Below are 14,388 nucleotides of genomic sequence, written 5' to 3'. Positions count from 1 at the left end.
AGGTGCGTAATCGTTTCCACTGATGTGCGGAAACGATTACACTCCTCCTTGGAGTTGTCAAGACGTCAGCCTTCCCCACCGCACTGGCGAGGAGGTGGGGCCGCCGCACTGCCGTTGAACCTCGCCAGCAGCTCGGCGAACGTCCGGATCTCCTCCTCCGCCCAGGACCCGAGCAGCTTGTCCAACCGCCGGCTGCGGGCCACCCGGACCTCCTCGACCCGGCGGTGCCCCGCCTCCGTCAACCGCACCAGGTACGCCCGGCCGTCGTCCAGGGTCTGGACCCGCGAAATCAATCCCAGCTCCTCCAGGTGCTGGAGCTGACGCGAAACCGTCGGGGCCGTAACGCCGACGTGGCAGGCGAGCTCAGTCGGGCGGCGCGGGCCACGCTCGGCCAGGTGGGCCAGGAGGCGGTACGCCGCCACCTTGAGGTCCGGGTGCACCTCCCGGCCCAACTGCCCCGACGCCGCCCGGTCCTGGCGGACGAACACCGCGAACTCACGTTCGAGGCCGGCGATCGTCTCCTCGTCCAACGTCATCGCGAGGCCTCGGGTACGGCGTTCGTCGTGCGCAGCGGCACTTCGCGGATGAACAGCACGCACACCAGCGCGACCAACGCCAGCGGCACCGAGTACTGGAAGATCGTGCCGGTGGCCTGTCCGTAGGCGTTCTCGACCATCGCCCGCACCGGTGCGGGCAGTTCGGCGGGCCGGGACAGGGCGCCGCCGCCGGCGGAGGCGCCCAACAGGTGGGCGACCTGACCGGCCAGCAGCGCGCCGAGCGCGGATACCCCGATCGTGCCGCCGAGCGTGCGGAAGAACGAGACCGACGACGTCGCCGCGCCGAGCTCGCGCGGGCTCACCTGGTTCTGGACCGCCAGCACCAGGTTCTGCAGCGTGATACCCAGGCCCAGGCCGAGCAGGATCATCGCGACGGCCAGCTGCCAGTACGGTGTGTCGCGGTCGGTGAAGCCGAGCAGCGCCAGCCCGCCCGCGATCAGCACGGTGCCGACGACCAGGAGCGGCTTCCAGCGGCCGGTGGCCGTGATGATCCGGCCGGCGATGGTGGACGCCAGGGCGAGGCTGAGGATCTGTGGCAGCGCGAGGATGCCCGCGACCGTGGGCGACTTGCCTTCGGCCAGCTGGAAGTACTGGCTCAGGTACGTGGTCGCGGCGTAAAGGGCGACGCCGATGGCGAGGCCAGCCGTGATCGCCAGCACTACCGTCCGGGTGCGGAACAGCCACAGCGGCAGCACCGGGGCCGCGGCTCGCCGTTCGACGGCGACGAACGCGAGCGTCAGCAGCAGCGTGCCACCGAGTATGACCGCGCTCTGCCACGACAGCCACGCGTAGTCGTCGCCGGCGAGCGTCACCCAGATCAGCAGGAGCGACGCGGCGGCCGTGAGCAGCGCAGCACCGGCCCAGTCGATCTTCACGGAGCCTTTGGCGACCGGCAGCTTCAGCGTCTTCTGCAGCACGACCAGGGCGACGACGGCGAACGGCGCGCCGACGAAGAAGCACCACCGCCAGCCCAGCCAGTCGGTGTCGACGATGAGGCCGCCGATCAGCGGCCCGGCGCTGGTCTCGACGGCGAACACCGCGCCGAAGTAGCCGGAGTAGCGGCCGAGCTCGCGCGGCGGGATCATCGTCGCGATGATCACCTGGATCAGCGCGAGCAGACCGCCCGCGCCGATGCCCTGGACCACGCGCGCCGCGATGAGCAGACCTGGCCCGGAGGACAGGCCGGACAGCACCGACCCGGCGGTGAAGATGACCAGGCTGGCCTGGATGAGCAGCTTCTTGCTGACCAGGTCGGCCAGCTTGCCCCAGACCGGGCTGGACACCGTGGTGGACAGCAGGGTCGCGGTGATCACCCAGGTGTAGACGCTCTGCCCGGCGTGCAGGTCGGCGACGATCGTCGGCAGCGCGTTCGTCACCACGGTCGAGGACAGGATGGCCACGAAGATCCCGACGTACAGTCCGGACAGGGCCTGCAGGATCTGCTTGTGGGTCATCGGGGCCGGATCGGCGCGCGCGGTGGTTTCGGCGGTCATCGGGCGGCTTGTTCGACGAGCTGCGCGTCGAGGCTGATCGCGCGGCTCTTACGCGGGATGAGCGGCCACGACGGGACGACGAGGGAGCCCTCGGGGGCACCGGCGACGGCGAGGCGGGAAAAGCGGTAACGCATGGAAGCCCCTTCCGGGGAAAGAGGGCGGACCGGGCACCCCGGCCCCGCCGGATCGCGGCGGGGCCGGGGCACCGACCGGGTGGGTCAGCGGCCGTAGGCTTCGAGCAGCCGCAGCCACACCTCGCTGACGGTGGGAAATGCCGGGACCGCGTGCCAGAGCCGGTCGATCGGCACCTCGCCGGCGACCGCGATGGTCGCCGCGTGGAGCATCTCCGCGACGTCGGGCCCGACGAGGGTGAAGCCGACGATCACCTTGCGGTCCTCGTCGACGACCATCCGGGCGTGCCCGCGGTAGTCCTCGGCGTGCAAGGAAGACCCGGCGGTGGCGGCCAGGTCGTAGTCCACGACCCGGATGCGCAGGCCGGCCGCCTCGGCCTTGGCGGCGGTGAGGCCCACCGACGCGATCTCCGGTTCGGTGAAGACGACCTGCGGGACCGCGCGCTCGTCGGCGGTCGCCGCGTGGCGGCCCCAAGGAGCGTCGTCGACGGGCTCGTCCTTCACGCGAGCCACGATGACGTCCCCGACCACCCGGGCCTGGTACTTGCCCTGGTGCGTCAGCAGAACGCGCCGGTTCACGTCCCCGGCGGCGTAGAGCCAGCCACCCTCGACGCCATCCACGCGCATGGTGCCGTCGACCGCGAGCCAGGCACCGGGCGTCAAGCCGATGTTCTCCAGACCGATGTCCTGGGTGTTCGGCGTGCGGCCGATCGCGACGAGCAACTCGTCGGCTTCGACCTGCTCGCCGTCGGTCAGCGTGATCGACACCGTGCCGTCGTCGTTGCGCTTGACGGAGCCTGCTTCGGCGCCGATGCGGACCGAAACACCCTTGTCCTGCAACGAAGCCGCCACCTGCTCGCCGACGAACGGCTCGTTGAGGTGCAGCACGCCGTCGCGGGCCAGCATCGTCACCGACGAGCCCAGCTCGGAGAACGCCGTCGCCATCTCCGAGGCCACCACCCCGCCGCCGATGATGGCGAGCCGGGCCGGAACTTTCTTGGCCGCCACTGTTTCCCGGCTGGTCCACGGTTTCGCGTCGCGGAGGCCCTCGATGTCCGGGACCAGCGCGCCGCTGCCGGTGGCGACGACGACCGCGTGCCGCGCGGTCACCGTCGTGGTGGTGCCGTCGGCGGCGGTCACCTCGACGACCCGGTCGCCGCTGATCCGGCCGTGTCCGCGCAGCAGCGGGACGCCGACCGACTCGAGCCAGGACACCTGACCTTCGTCGTTCCAGTGGGACGCGAAATCGTCGCGACGGCGGAGGACGGCGGCGACGTCGAGCTCGCCGGTCACCGCTTCCCGCGCGCCGGGCACCTGCCGGGCGGCGCGGAGGGCCGCGCCGCTGCGCAGCAATGCCTTGGTCGGCATGCACGCCCAGTACGAGCACTCGCCGCCGACCAGTTCGCGCTCGACGATCGCGGCGGTCAGGCCGCCCTGCACCACCCGGTCGGCCACGTTCTCCCCGACCGGGCCGGCCCCGATGACGATGACGTCGTAGGTCGACATGTCAATTCCCCTTCGCGGCGCGGCCGAGCCGGATCGCCGAAACGAGGAAGAAGATGCCGCCGAGAACGGCGTAACCGGCCACCCCGGACAGCGCCGGGTTCGCCGCCGAGGCGCTGATGACGAAGTTGGCCCCGGCCAGCACCGAGATGCCGCCGCTGAGGATCATCGGCCACTGGCCGCCCATCTTGCGGCGGGAAATGCCGACGATCAGCTGGACCAGCCCGGCCACGATCGCCCAGGCGCCCCACACCCGCAGCACCGCCGGGATGCCCGACGCGGCGGCGACGCCGATGCCGATGGTGGCGAGCAGGCTGATCGCCATGTTCACGTAGAGCCCGGTCACTGAACCGTTCCCCTTCGCCGACCGGGCGTCCACGACGGCCGCGCCCACGTCGAACAGCGGGTACACGACAACCAAGGCGACCCCGGCCGCCCCCAGGCCCGACTTGGTCGTCAGGAACACCAGGACCGCCCACACGATGGCGAACGCGAACCGCACGAAGTACAACCGGCGCAGCGCCGGGGCGAACCCACCTACGGCGGGCGAGTCGACAGTAGTCACCATGATCCCTTCAAGGCCGCGGGGAACCTCCCCGATAAGACCGAACGTTCTATCTCAAATCAGAATGACCACCTCGTCGGGAAATGTCAAGACAGATCGTTCTATCTAGGTTCTTACGAACCCGTAACCCCGAAGGTGTGCCGTCCGGCCACAGCGGACTGACGAAACCTCCGGTCACCGCGCGGAGCTTCGCGGTGACCGGAGGTTTCGCGGGCAGCCGCCGACGGTGTGGCCCGCCGTCGGCGGCGGTCAGCGGGAGGCCGACCAGCTCCGGTACTCGTCGACGGGCAGCGGGTGGTCCACGGGCACCACGCGGGAGTGGACCGCGGTCAGGCAGCCGGGGCACAACAACTGACGGAAGACGATCTCCGCGTCGACGTACTCCAAGGGGTCGTGCCAGATGTGCGGGCCCGCTTCGGTCGGCGGCGCGTCCCGGCGGGCGAGCCCGGCGACGAACGCGCCCCCTGCCAGGGGGCCGATGCCGGTTCCACAGTGGACGCACGCGACCGTCCCGCCGGCCAGGACGGCGAGGTTGTCGTCGAGCCGGCGCACCGCCTCCAGATCCGGCGTGCCGATGGGCGTGAGCCCGGCGATCCCCGCGCCGGCCGCCCGGCGACGCCGCAGTTTCGCGCGTCGCTCTTCGGTCGCGGCCACATCCACTTCGCCGCCGCGGAGCACGACTCCGTAGACGTCCTCGGCCGCGTCCGCCGTCACCCGGACCTGCTGCACGTCCTCACGCACGCTCTCGGGCGCGCGGAGCAGCGGGTCGCCGTATCCGCCGCCGGCCTGCCAGTGCAGGTAGAGCGCGTCACGTGGTCCCAGCTGCGACTCGCCTTCGCAGGGCAGCACCTCGATCTCCCCGCCCAGCTCGCCCAGGTGGGCGGGGATGGTGACCGCCTGGGCGAGCTGGGCTCCGTGGACTCCGCGCACGACGAGGTCGAGCTGGGAGTTCCCGGGGTAACCGCCGGCCAGGCCGACGTTCTGGTTGGCCACCTTGCCGGTGCCCGACACGACCAGCGACATCGTCCCGTCCTGGTCCGGGTGCTGCACGTAGCAGACCGAGCCGCTCATCCCGCCGCGTTGCCGGCCCGGGCCACCGGAGTCGGTCTGCTCACGGCGCCACAACGCCACGAGCGGGTAGAGGTACTCGGTCATCTCGACGTCCGGTGCCCGGGCCGAGGGGATGATCAACCGGCCGCCGGTGTCGACGCCGTCGTGGTAGACCTGAGCGCCGTAGCCACCCGCCATGACGTCGAACACCGGCGACACGAAACCCTTGATGCCACCACCGCGGGTGTCCACACCGGACACGACACACAGGTCGGTGGTGCCGTTGCAGATGGACTGCACATCGCTGCGGTGGTTCGGTTCGGCGTCCAGCATCTTGGCCAGCACCTCGGCGACGAGGTTGCCCGAACCCCAGGCCGGCCCGAAGGGGCCCTTGCCCACCGCGGCCGGGAAGGACGCGTTGGTGATGGTGTCCTCGTCGGTGATGATCTCGAAACAGCGCATCAGTCCGCCCGCGGCCCACGGGATGTCGCCGGCCAGCAACGGGAGCATCGTGAAGACGATGCCCGCGCGCAGCCCCGGGTAGGGGCAGTTGATGATGCCGGTTTGCCCGGCGGTGCCGCGGAAGTCGAAGACGAGCTTGTCGGCTTCCTTCGTCATCGCGACCTTGATGGCGTGCAGGCCGCGGTCGCCGGTGTGCGCCTGCTCCTGGTAGCCGACCGCGCTCCACGTGCCGTCGGGCAGCGACTCGAGCTTGGCCCGCAGCCGGCGTTCGGCGTCGTCCATCATCCGGCGCATCACGGACTTGACGGTGTCGGCGCCGTACTTGGTGATCAGCCGCAGGATCTGCTCGGCCGCGTTCTTGTTGGCGGCGATCTTGGCGCGCAGGTCGAGGCCGACCAGGTGCGGGAGCCGCGACCGGCGGACCCACGCGTCGGCGATGTCGCGCTGCAGCACGCCCCCGCGCACCACCTTCATCGGCGGTGTCGGGACTGCCTCGCCGAAGACGTCCTGCGCGGACGGGCTGAACGAACCCGGCCGTGGCCCGCCGAGGTCGACCTGGTGCGCGATCGCCGTGGTCCAGCCGAAGAGCTTGCCGTCGTGGAAGATCGGCGCGAGGACCGCGGCGTCGTTCTGGTGCAGCCCGCCGCCGATCCACGGGTCGTTGCACAGGAACATGTCACCCTCGGCGATGCCGGGGTTGTCGCTGCGGTTGCGCAAGGTCCAGGTGATCGCCAGGTCCATCGAGCCGATTAGGCCGATGTTGTAGGTGCCGACCTGGACCTGCTCGCCGAGCTCGTCGCAGATGGAGAAGTTGAAGTCGTTGGACTCGGTGACGACGTGCGAGCCCGACATGCGCCGCAGCGTCTCCCCCATCTCTTGGGTGATCGCCCAGAGCCGGTGCCGCACGACTTCGTAGGTCAGGGCGTCGACGTCGACGTCGCCGACCTGGTGCAGGGGCAGGGACGGCGAGATCTGTCGCAGCAGTTCCTCGCGCGGCATGGGGCGGCTGGTGAACTCGTCCGCGCCGGGGATTCGGGAAGTCATGGTTTCCTCACTGGTAGCGCAGCACGAGGTTGCCGAGGTGGTCGACGCGGCCGGTGACCCCGGCGGGGACGACGACCACCGTGGTCGGGACGTCGACGATCGCGGGGCCGACGAGTTCGTGGCCCGCCCGCAGCCGCGCGTAGTCGTAGACGGGGGTCAACACGTAACCGGTCTGCGAGTCGAGGCAGACCGAGCGTTCGCCGAGCAGGGCCGCCCGCGGATCGGGGCCGTCGGCCGCGGGGATTTCCGGCAGCGCGATCGGGAAGCCGAGACCGGCCTTGGCGCGCATGCGGTAGGTGATCGCCTGCACGCCGGCTTCGCGGTAGCCGGCGCCGCTGCCGTTGATGCGCTCGTACTGCTCCTCGAAGCGCCCGAGGATCTCCTCGCCGGTGCGCTCGGTGAACTTCGCGTCCGGGACGGCCGTCGCGAGCTCGGTGACCTGCATGGAGTACCGCAGGTCGATCTCGCGGTGGAGCGAGACGTCCTGGAACTTCACCTTCTGCCGGTCCAGCGCGCGCTGCAGATCGGCTTCCAGCCGGGCGAAGTGGGATTCGAGCACCGCGTGATCGACCGGGAAGGCGGACGGGTCGGACAGCTCCGCGCTCAACGCGACGTCCGAGGCCGCGAGTCCGTAGGCCGAGAAGGCGGACGCGACCGGGCCGAGCGGCACGACGACCTCACTCACGCCGAGGTCCTGGCAGTAGCCGGCGCAGTGCGCGGGTCCCGCTCCCCCGAAGGCGTAGGCGACGAAGTCGCGGGGGTCGTGACCGGCCTGCACGACGGCCCGGCGCAGCAGGTCGCCCGCCTGCGCGTTCTGCACTTCGTGGATGGCGATGGCGGCTTCCTCGACGGTGAGGCCCAGTGGTTCGGCGACGTGCTCGCGGATCGCCTCGCGTGCCAGGTCCAGCCGCAATGGCTTGCGGCCGCCGAGCAGGCCGCGTTCGCTGAGGATGCCGAGCACCAGGTTGGCGTCGGTGTTCGTCGGGCGCGTGCCTCCGTTGCCGTAGCAGGCCGGGCCGGGGACGGCTTCGGCGCTCTGCGGGCCGAGCCGCAGGTTGCCGCCGTCGTCCACGGAGGCGAGCGCGCCGCCACCGGAGCCGATGGTGTGCACGCGAATCGTCGCCGCGTTGATCGGGAACTGGTTGACGATCGAGCCCGGTGCCATCACCGGCGCGCCGTCGACGATCAAGCCGGCGAGGAACGTCGTGCCGCCGACGTCGGTGGTGATGACGTTGCGGTGGCCCAGCTGCCCGGCCAGGCGCATCCCGCCGACCACCCCGCCGGACAGGACCGACCCGACCGTGGTGATCGCGTGCTCGGGGGCGCGGTCGGCGGTGATGGTGCCGCCCTCGCTCTGCATGACGAGCAGCGGGCCCTTGAGCCCGCCTTCCTCCAGCTGTTTCTGCAGCGGCAGCAGGTAGGTGCGCAGCCGCGGTCCGACCTGGGCGTTCATGATCGTGGTGGAGGTTCGCGCGAACTCGCGGATGCGGGGACTGACCTCCGAAGAGAGCGTCACGTACATGTCCGGCGCGATCTCGTGGATCAGCTCGCGGACGCGCTGTTCGTGGACGCCGTTCTTGAACGACCACAGCAGGCAGACGGCGATCGCCTCGACCCCTTGGTCCACCAGGGACTGAGCGACCCTGCGGACCTCGTATTCGTCGAGGGGCACCAGGACCGTCCCGGCGTGGTCGATCCGCTCGGTGACCTCCAGGGCGCGGTACTTCGGGATCAGCGGCGCGGGCTTGCGCTGCCGCAACGTGTCCTGGATTTCGTGCGCCGACCGGCCGAGGGTGCGGCCTTCGGCGTTCATGATGTAGATCGCGTCCCGGTGGCCCTTGGTGGCGATCAGCCCGACGTCGGCGACTTGGCCCTGCACGAGGGCGTTGATCGAGGCGGTCGTGCCGTGGGCGATGTAGTCGGTCTGCGAGAGCAGCTCGCCGACGCCGAGGCCGAGTTCGGCGGCGAGGTCTTCGATTGCGCGCATGACGCCGACCTCGCGGTTCGGCGGGGTCGTCGGCGTCTTGGCCGACACGATCCGGCCGGCGCCGTCGGAGGCGACCGCGTCGGTGAACGTGCCGCCGACGTCGACGCCCAGTGCGTATGGCATTGCGGTTCTCCTGGTGTTTTCAGGCCTGGTGGGCCGGGACACGGCCGGTGACGGTGTGGAGGAGCTCGTCCGGACGAGCGTCCACGCCACCCATCCAGGCGATGTGCTGGTCCGGGCGCACCAGCAGCAGCGCGGCGGGGTAACGGCCGGGCAGGTCGACGACGGCCAGCGGAACGCCGAGTTCACGCGCCGCCAGGGTCCAGGACGTCGTCCCGGCCCTCGGATCGGTTCGCAGCAGGGTGAAGCCGGAGCCGAGCACGTCGAACACCGACCGGCCGTCGTCGAGCCAGGCGTGCGGCAGCCGGAAGCCGGGCCGCGGCCGCTGCTGGTAGTCCCCCATGGTGATCTCGGCCGGGTCTTCGCCGCCGACGATCAGCGGCGAGGCCGCGTAGTGGTAGCCGAAACTGAAGCCGTCGGGGGAATACCGCCGCGGCTCGGTGACGGCCAGCCGTGCGGCGAACTCCGCGCGGGCCCGCTCGCCCTCGGGGCCGGTCAGGTGGATGTCCGGGGAGACGTCCGCGAACGACGTGCGGGCCTGGGCGCCCACCGCGGTGGCGAACTGCTCACCGACCGGCTTGCGCTCGAGTTCGTAGGCGTCCAGCAGTTCGGGCGGGGCCCAGCCGTGGTGGACGGCGGCCAGCATCCACGCCAGCGTCGCCGCGTCCTGGATGCCGGCATTCATGCCGAACCCGCCGACGGGGATCCAGATGTGGGCGGCGTCGCCGACCAGGAACACCCGGCCGGCGCGGTACCGCTGGGCGACCAGCCGGCGGCCAGTCCAGCGCACCACGCCGAGCACCTCGTGCTCGACGGGCTTGCCCACGGACTCCCGCAGCAGCTGTTCCGGGTCCTCTCCCTCGGTGTCGTGGTCGGGCGCGAAGGCGACGTGGTTGAGCCACAACGACTTCCCGTCGATGGCGATCAGCGACGCGATCCGGCGGCCGTAGGTCCAGTACGTCCACGCCCGGTCCCGCGCGGCCAGCCGCCCCAACTCGGGCGAGCGGACGAAGGTCGACACGAACCGCTGGATCGCGTCGACGCCCTCGTAGCGGATGCCGAGCCGGCGGCGGACGGTGCTGTGGGCGCCGTCGCAGCCGACCACGTACGCGCAGCGCAAGGTGCGGCGTTCACCGGCGTTCTCCACGACCGCTTCGACGTGGTCGTCGTGCTGCCGGAGTTCGACCAGCCGGGTGCCGCGTTCGAGGGTCAGCCCGGGCAGCTTGCTCGCGTGCTTCTCCAGGATGGGCTCGAGGTACAGCTGCGAGATCCGGTGCTGCGGCTCCGGCGTCGGCCAGCTCGCCCGGCCCACCCCGGCCAGGACGTCGGCCGCGGACGGCAGGTCGATGCGGTAGATGTCCTCGCCGGTCAGGGTCGTGCGGTAGTGGATCGACGTCGGGTAGTCCTCCGGCAGCCCGGCCCGGCGGATCTCGCCGGCCAGCCCGAGCCGCCGGAAGATCTCCATCGACCGCGCGGACGTGGTGTTGCACCGCGGGTTGACGCCGCGTTGCCCGGTCGCCTCGACGACGTGGCACGCGACGCCGCGCTGCGCGAGGTCGATGGCGAGGGTCAGGCCGGCGGGGCCGGCGCCGACGATCAGGATTCCGGTCATGCGCTCAGGAACTCCCCTACCAGCTTGGTGAACTCGTCCGGCCGGTCGACGTGGATCCAGTGCCCGGCGCCCGCCACCACGTGCAGGCGGCCGTGGGGCAGTGCCCCGGCTAGGCGCTCGGAGACCTCGACCGGCTGGACGCGGTCGCGCTCGCCGTGCAGGGCGAGGACCGGCGTGGTGATCTTGGTGAGGTCGACCGGCGGCGGACCGCCCACGACGTCGGCGAACATCGACCGGAACGCCGCCTCCGCGCCGGGGCGGAGGGCTTGTTTCAGCCGAAGCTCGGTCAGTTCGTCCAGGAGTCCTCCATGGACACTTTCGTCGGCGACCAGCCGGCCGAGAGTCGCCCGCATGGACCTCCGGGTCGGGTTGTCGTAGAAGGGAACCGCCGCGGGTAACGGTCCCGTGCCCGCGCCACCCATGACGATCGCGCGGCCGACCCGATCGGGGGCCACGGACAACAGCGCCAGTGCCGCGGCCCCACCCGCGGCGGAGTTGCCGACCAGGTGCACGCGATCCAGCCCGTGACGGTCGAGGAGGTCGAGGACCTGCCGGGCGCGGGCGAGGGCCCACGCCCGCGGCCCGTTGAGCCCGCCCGTCCCGGCGATCTGCGTGCCGAAGCCGAGCAGGTCGGGGGCCAGGCAGCGGAACCCGCCGTCGAACCCGGCGCGCACGCTCGCCCAGTTGCTCGCGGCGTCCACGCCGGGCCCGCCGCCGTGCAGCAACACCAGGGCAGGCACGTCCGTCCTCCTTTGTGGATCGTACGTCGGGTCGCCGGTCACGGCAGCCGCGACAGGAACTCGTCAGTGCCGACCAGCCGTGACGACGTGAGCGACATCACCCGCAGCGCGGCCAGGTGCATCTCGCCGGCGGACATGGGACCGGCCCCGAGGTCCGGGTAGTCGCAGGACGCGCACGCGTCGGACAGCACCACCGACCGGAACCCGCGTTCCAGGGCACCGCGGGCGGTTCCGAGCACGCAGCACTCGGTCGTCATCCCGCTGAGGACGACCGTCTCGACGCCGAGTCCACGCAGGATAATCTCCAGGTCGGTGGCGTAGAAGGCGTTGTACCGGTGCTTCTTGACCACCGGCTCGCCCGGCCGTGGCGCGAGGTCGGCGTGGATCTCCCCGCCGCGCTCGCCGTCCACGAGAGCTTCCCCCGCGGCCACCGGCGGGTACAGCTCGCGGTGGATCCCCAGGTCGGCGCCGCCGGGCCGGTGGACGTGCGCGGCGTGGACGACCGGCATGCCGCGGCCGCGCGCGGCGTCCAGGACCCGCTGGATGGCGGGGATGATCCGCCGGCCCTCGGGGAACTCCAGCGGCGCGTCTTCTTCGACGAAGTCGTTCTGCATGTCGATGACCAGCACGGCGGTGCGGTCCGGGTCGGATCCGGTCATGCGTCCGCCACCGCGCTCTCGACCCGGCGGTCCGTGCTGGTCCGCGCGGCCCGCCCGAACCGGGCGAGCAGGAGCGTCGCGACGGCACCGACGACACCGGGGATCGCGAAGAAGCGGAACATCGAGGCCGGCGCCCAGCCGGCCTGCAGCAGGAACCCGGCGAGCAGGGGGGCCAGGACGGCACCGAGCCTGCTCACCGCGACCGCCATGCCGAGGGCGGTCGCACGGGCTTCGGCCGGGTACAGGCTCGGCACGATGACGTTGATCCCGGTCACCGTCCCGTTGAGGAACAGCCCGACCAGCACGGCCGCGACCAGGGCGATCGCCAGCGTCCCGAGCGAGAAGGAGAACAGGATGAGCGCGAGGGCGCCGATGCCGAAGTAGGCCGCGGTCAGCCGGCGCGGGCCGACCCGGGACACCAGCAGTCCCAGCAGGACCGCGCCCGTCACGCCGCCGAGGCTCAGCAGGACACCGCCGCTGATGCCCTGTCCGCTGGACATCCCGGCCTTCAGCAGCAGGCTGGGCGTCCACGAACTGGCAAAGTAGAACATCAGCTGCGCCGAAACGAACGCGACCCAGACCAGCACGGTCCGCACCGCGTTGCTTCCGCGGAACAGCGAGTCGAGAACCACCTTGCGCGTCGCCGCCGCCGACGGTGCCGCGGGCAGCTCCTCGACCGGCGTGCGGCCCATCGAGACGAGGATCCGGTTGAGCTTGTCCAGCGCCCGGGACGGCCGGCGGGCGACGAGGAAGTCCATCGACTCCGGCAGGAACCGCAGCGCCACAGCGAAGAGGAGCGCCGTGACGAGAGCGCCAAACACGAAGACCGAGCGCCAGCCGAACGCGCCCAGCAGCACGCTCGACGCGATTCCGGCGATCACCGAACCCAGGCCGTAGCCGGTGGTGATCAGCGCGACCACCAGCCCCCGGCGCCGGTGGTTCGCGTACTCGGAGGTGAGCACCGGCAGGCTGGCCGCCATCGCGCCCACGGCCGCACCCGTCACCACCCGGCAGGCGAGCAGCTGGCCGAAGTCCTGCGCCGCGGCGGCGGCGAGCATGCCCAGCGACGCCAGGGCCAGACAGGCGAGGGTGAGCGTACGGCGTCCGACGCGGTCGGCCAGCGGGGCGAGGAAGAGCCCGCCGATGGCCATGCCGGCCAGCCCGCCGCTGAGTAGCACGCCCACCGCCGACGGGGACAAGCTCCACTGCCGGGTGATCGCCGGGCCGACGTAGGAGGTGACCAGGAGGTCGAACCCGTCGATCAGGTTGATCACGAGGCACAGCGCGACCGCTCTCACCTGGGCTCGGCTCATCGGTGAGTTCTTCACCTGTTCAAGGACGTTCAAGGGAAACCTCGCTTCGTTGCGGCGGCGGTTACGTCCCCCCGGGGAAGCTCTGTATGTAGCGCTCACTCTACAACTTCGGACACGGGTTGACCAGCACTCGACCGGGGACGATCCGTCTCTCTCGGGGAGCCCCGGCGGAAATCAGCTCGGCGAGCCGAGGCTCTTGGCGAGCACCACATCCATGGCCCGGCCCGGCAGTACCCGGCCCAGCGCCAGCAGTAAGTGCGCGTCGGCACCGACCTGGTAACGCGACCGCGGGCGCTTCGCCGTGAGCGCGCGTTCGACGACCGCGGCGACCCGTTCCGGCGCTCCGGCTCGCGCTTCCACCTTCCTGCTGAACTCCAGGTACGTGTCCATCGCGGAACCGTATTGACGCTCCGCGGTCTCGCCCATCGTCACGCGGTCGGCCGCCGCCGCGGCCTCGGTGCTCGCCCGGTTCCGCGACTGGAAACTTCCGGGCTCGACGACCACCACGGGCACGTTCCACGGCCGCAATTCCTGTCGCAACGAGTCCGAAGCGCCTCGACGGCGAACTTCGAGGCGCTGTAGGCGCCGAGGAGCGGGATCGCGACGCGGCCGCTCGACGAGCTGATCATCACGATCCGCCCCCGTCCGGCGCGGACCCCCGGCAGGAAAGCCTGGCACACGGCCACGACTCCCACCACGTTGACCTCGAACTGCGCACGCAACCGGTCGAGCGGAATGTGCTCCACCGGAGCGGAAACCGTGATCCCGGCGTTGTTCACCAAGCCGCTCAACGGGCCGATGTCCTTCGCCGCCGCGGCCAGCTGGGCCGCATCGGTCACGTCGAGCTCCACCGGCCGGATGCGGGGGTGCGCCGGAGCGTCGGCGATCTTCCGCACCCCGGCCACCACTTCGTGTCCGTGCTCGGCGAGCCGGACGGCGATCGCCCGCCCGATCCCGCTGGACGTCCCGGTCACCAGAAAAGTCATGGCCCTTCTCCTGAATTCGATAGCTAGTCGGGCTGGATCCACGAGACCTGGATCAGCTGCTTGCCGGCCTTGCGGGTCAGCAGGTTGCCCCGGCCCGGCGGCATCGCGCTCGGCTTGATGTTGCCGACCAGCGCGCCCTCGTCGCGGGAGCCGTTCATCACCATGC

The 14,388-nt window shown here is 71.2% G+C and carries 13 protein-coding genes; all 13 read right to left on the bottom strand.

The genetic code is table 11. The annotated features are described in order from the left end of the window. Positions 1-65 precede the first annotated feature (65 nt). The 13 genes from EIY87_RS24665 to EIY87_RS24610 all read right to left on the bottom strand — a co-directional run bounded on the left by EIY87_RS24665 (position 66) and on the right by EIY87_RS24610 (position 14,222). Positions 66-536, bottom strand: a complete 471-nt coding sequence (locus tag EIY87_RS24665; RefSeq protein WP_125312273.1) for a MarR family winged helix-turn-helix transcriptional regulator — start codon at positions 534-536, stop codon at positions 66-68. Further along, positions 533-2,050: an MDR family MFS transporter gene (locus EIY87_RS24660; RefSeq protein ID WP_125312272.1), complete on the bottom strand. Its 1,518-nt coding sequence runs from the start codon at positions 2,048-2,050 to the stop codon at positions 533-535. Before EIY87_RS24660 ends, EIY87_RS24665 begins: the two co-directional genes overlap by 4 nt. Continuing rightward, complete coding sequence (locus EIY87_RS47740; RefSeq protein ID WP_158641352.1) at positions 2,047-2,184, bottom strand: hypothetical protein; 138 nt, start codon at positions 2,182-2,184, stop codon at positions 2,047-2,049. The genes EIY87_RS24660 and EIY87_RS47740 overlap by 4 nt, the downstream gene beginning before the upstream one ends. Before the next feature lie 84 nt (positions 2,185-2,268). Next, positions 2,269-3,687, bottom strand: coding sequence for a dihydrolipoyl dehydrogenase family protein (locus EIY87_RS24655; RefSeq protein WP_125312271.1), 1,419 nt, complete (start codon positions 3,685-3,687; stop codon positions 2,269-2,271). Between the two features lies 1 nt (position 3,688). Then, positions 3,689-4,252 carry a hypothetical protein gene (locus tag EIY87_RS24650; RefSeq protein WP_125312270.1) on the bottom strand — a complete coding sequence of 188 codons (564 nt, stop codon included), beginning with the start codon at positions 4,250-4,252 and terminating at the stop codon, positions 3,689-3,691. Positions 4,253-4,498: 246 nt separating this feature from the next. Further along, positions 4,499-6,805, bottom strand: a complete 2,307-nt coding sequence (locus EIY87_RS24645) for a hydantoinase B/oxoprolinase family protein (protein WP_125312269.1) — start codon at positions 6,803-6,805, stop codon at positions 4,499-4,501. Between the two features lie 7 nt (positions 6,806-6,812). Then, positions 6,813-8,915 (bottom strand): hydantoinase/oxoprolinase family protein, encoded by a 2,103-nt coding sequence (locus EIY87_RS24640; RefSeq protein WP_125312268.1) that lies wholly within the window; start codon positions 8,913-8,915, stop codon positions 6,813-6,815. 19 nt (positions 8,916-8,934) lie between these two features. Further along, complete coding sequence (locus EIY87_RS24635; RefSeq protein ID WP_125312267.1) at positions 8,935-10,524, bottom strand: FAD-dependent monooxygenase; 1,590 nt, start codon at positions 10,522-10,524, stop codon at positions 8,935-8,937. After that, entirely contained in the window at positions 10,521-11,264 is a 744-nt protein-coding gene (locus EIY87_RS24630; protein ID WP_225440023.1) for an alpha/beta fold hydrolase, read from the bottom strand. Before EIY87_RS24630 ends, EIY87_RS24635 begins: the two co-directional genes overlap by 4 nt. A 38-nt stretch (positions 11,265-11,302) precedes the next feature. After that, positions 11,303-11,923, bottom strand: a complete 621-nt coding sequence (locus EIY87_RS24625; protein WP_125312265.1) for a cysteine hydrolase family protein — start codon at positions 11,921-11,923, stop codon at positions 11,303-11,305. After that, positions 11,920-13,236: an MFS transporter gene (locus EIY87_RS24620; RefSeq protein WP_225440022.1), complete on the bottom strand. Its 1,317-nt coding sequence runs from the start codon at positions 13,234-13,236 to the stop codon at positions 11,920-11,922. Before EIY87_RS24620 ends, EIY87_RS24625 begins: the two co-directional genes overlap by 4 nt. Before the next feature lie 174 nt (positions 13,237-13,410). After that, positions 13,411-13,626 carry a hypothetical protein gene (locus EIY87_RS24615; protein WP_125312263.1) on the bottom strand — a complete coding sequence of 72 codons (216 nt, stop codon included), beginning with the start codon at positions 13,624-13,626 and terminating at the stop codon, positions 13,411-13,413. A 38-nt stretch (positions 13,627-13,664) separates the two neighbouring features. Beyond that, positions 13,665-14,222 (bottom strand): SDR family NAD(P)-dependent oxidoreductase, encoded by a 558-nt coding sequence (locus EIY87_RS24610; RefSeq protein ID WP_125312262.1) that lies wholly within the window; start codon positions 14,220-14,222, stop codon positions 13,665-13,667. Positions 14,223-14,388: the final 166 nt, after the last annotated feature.

It is taken from the genome of Amycolatopsis eburnea (genome assembly GCF_003937945.1).
Taxonomy (GTDB): domain Bacteria; phylum Actinomycetota; class Actinomycetes; order Mycobacteriales; family Pseudonocardiaceae; genus Amycolatopsis; species Amycolatopsis eburnea.
Note: the sequence above shows the minus strand (reverse complement) of the source record. Positions and strands in the feature narration are given on the sequence as shown.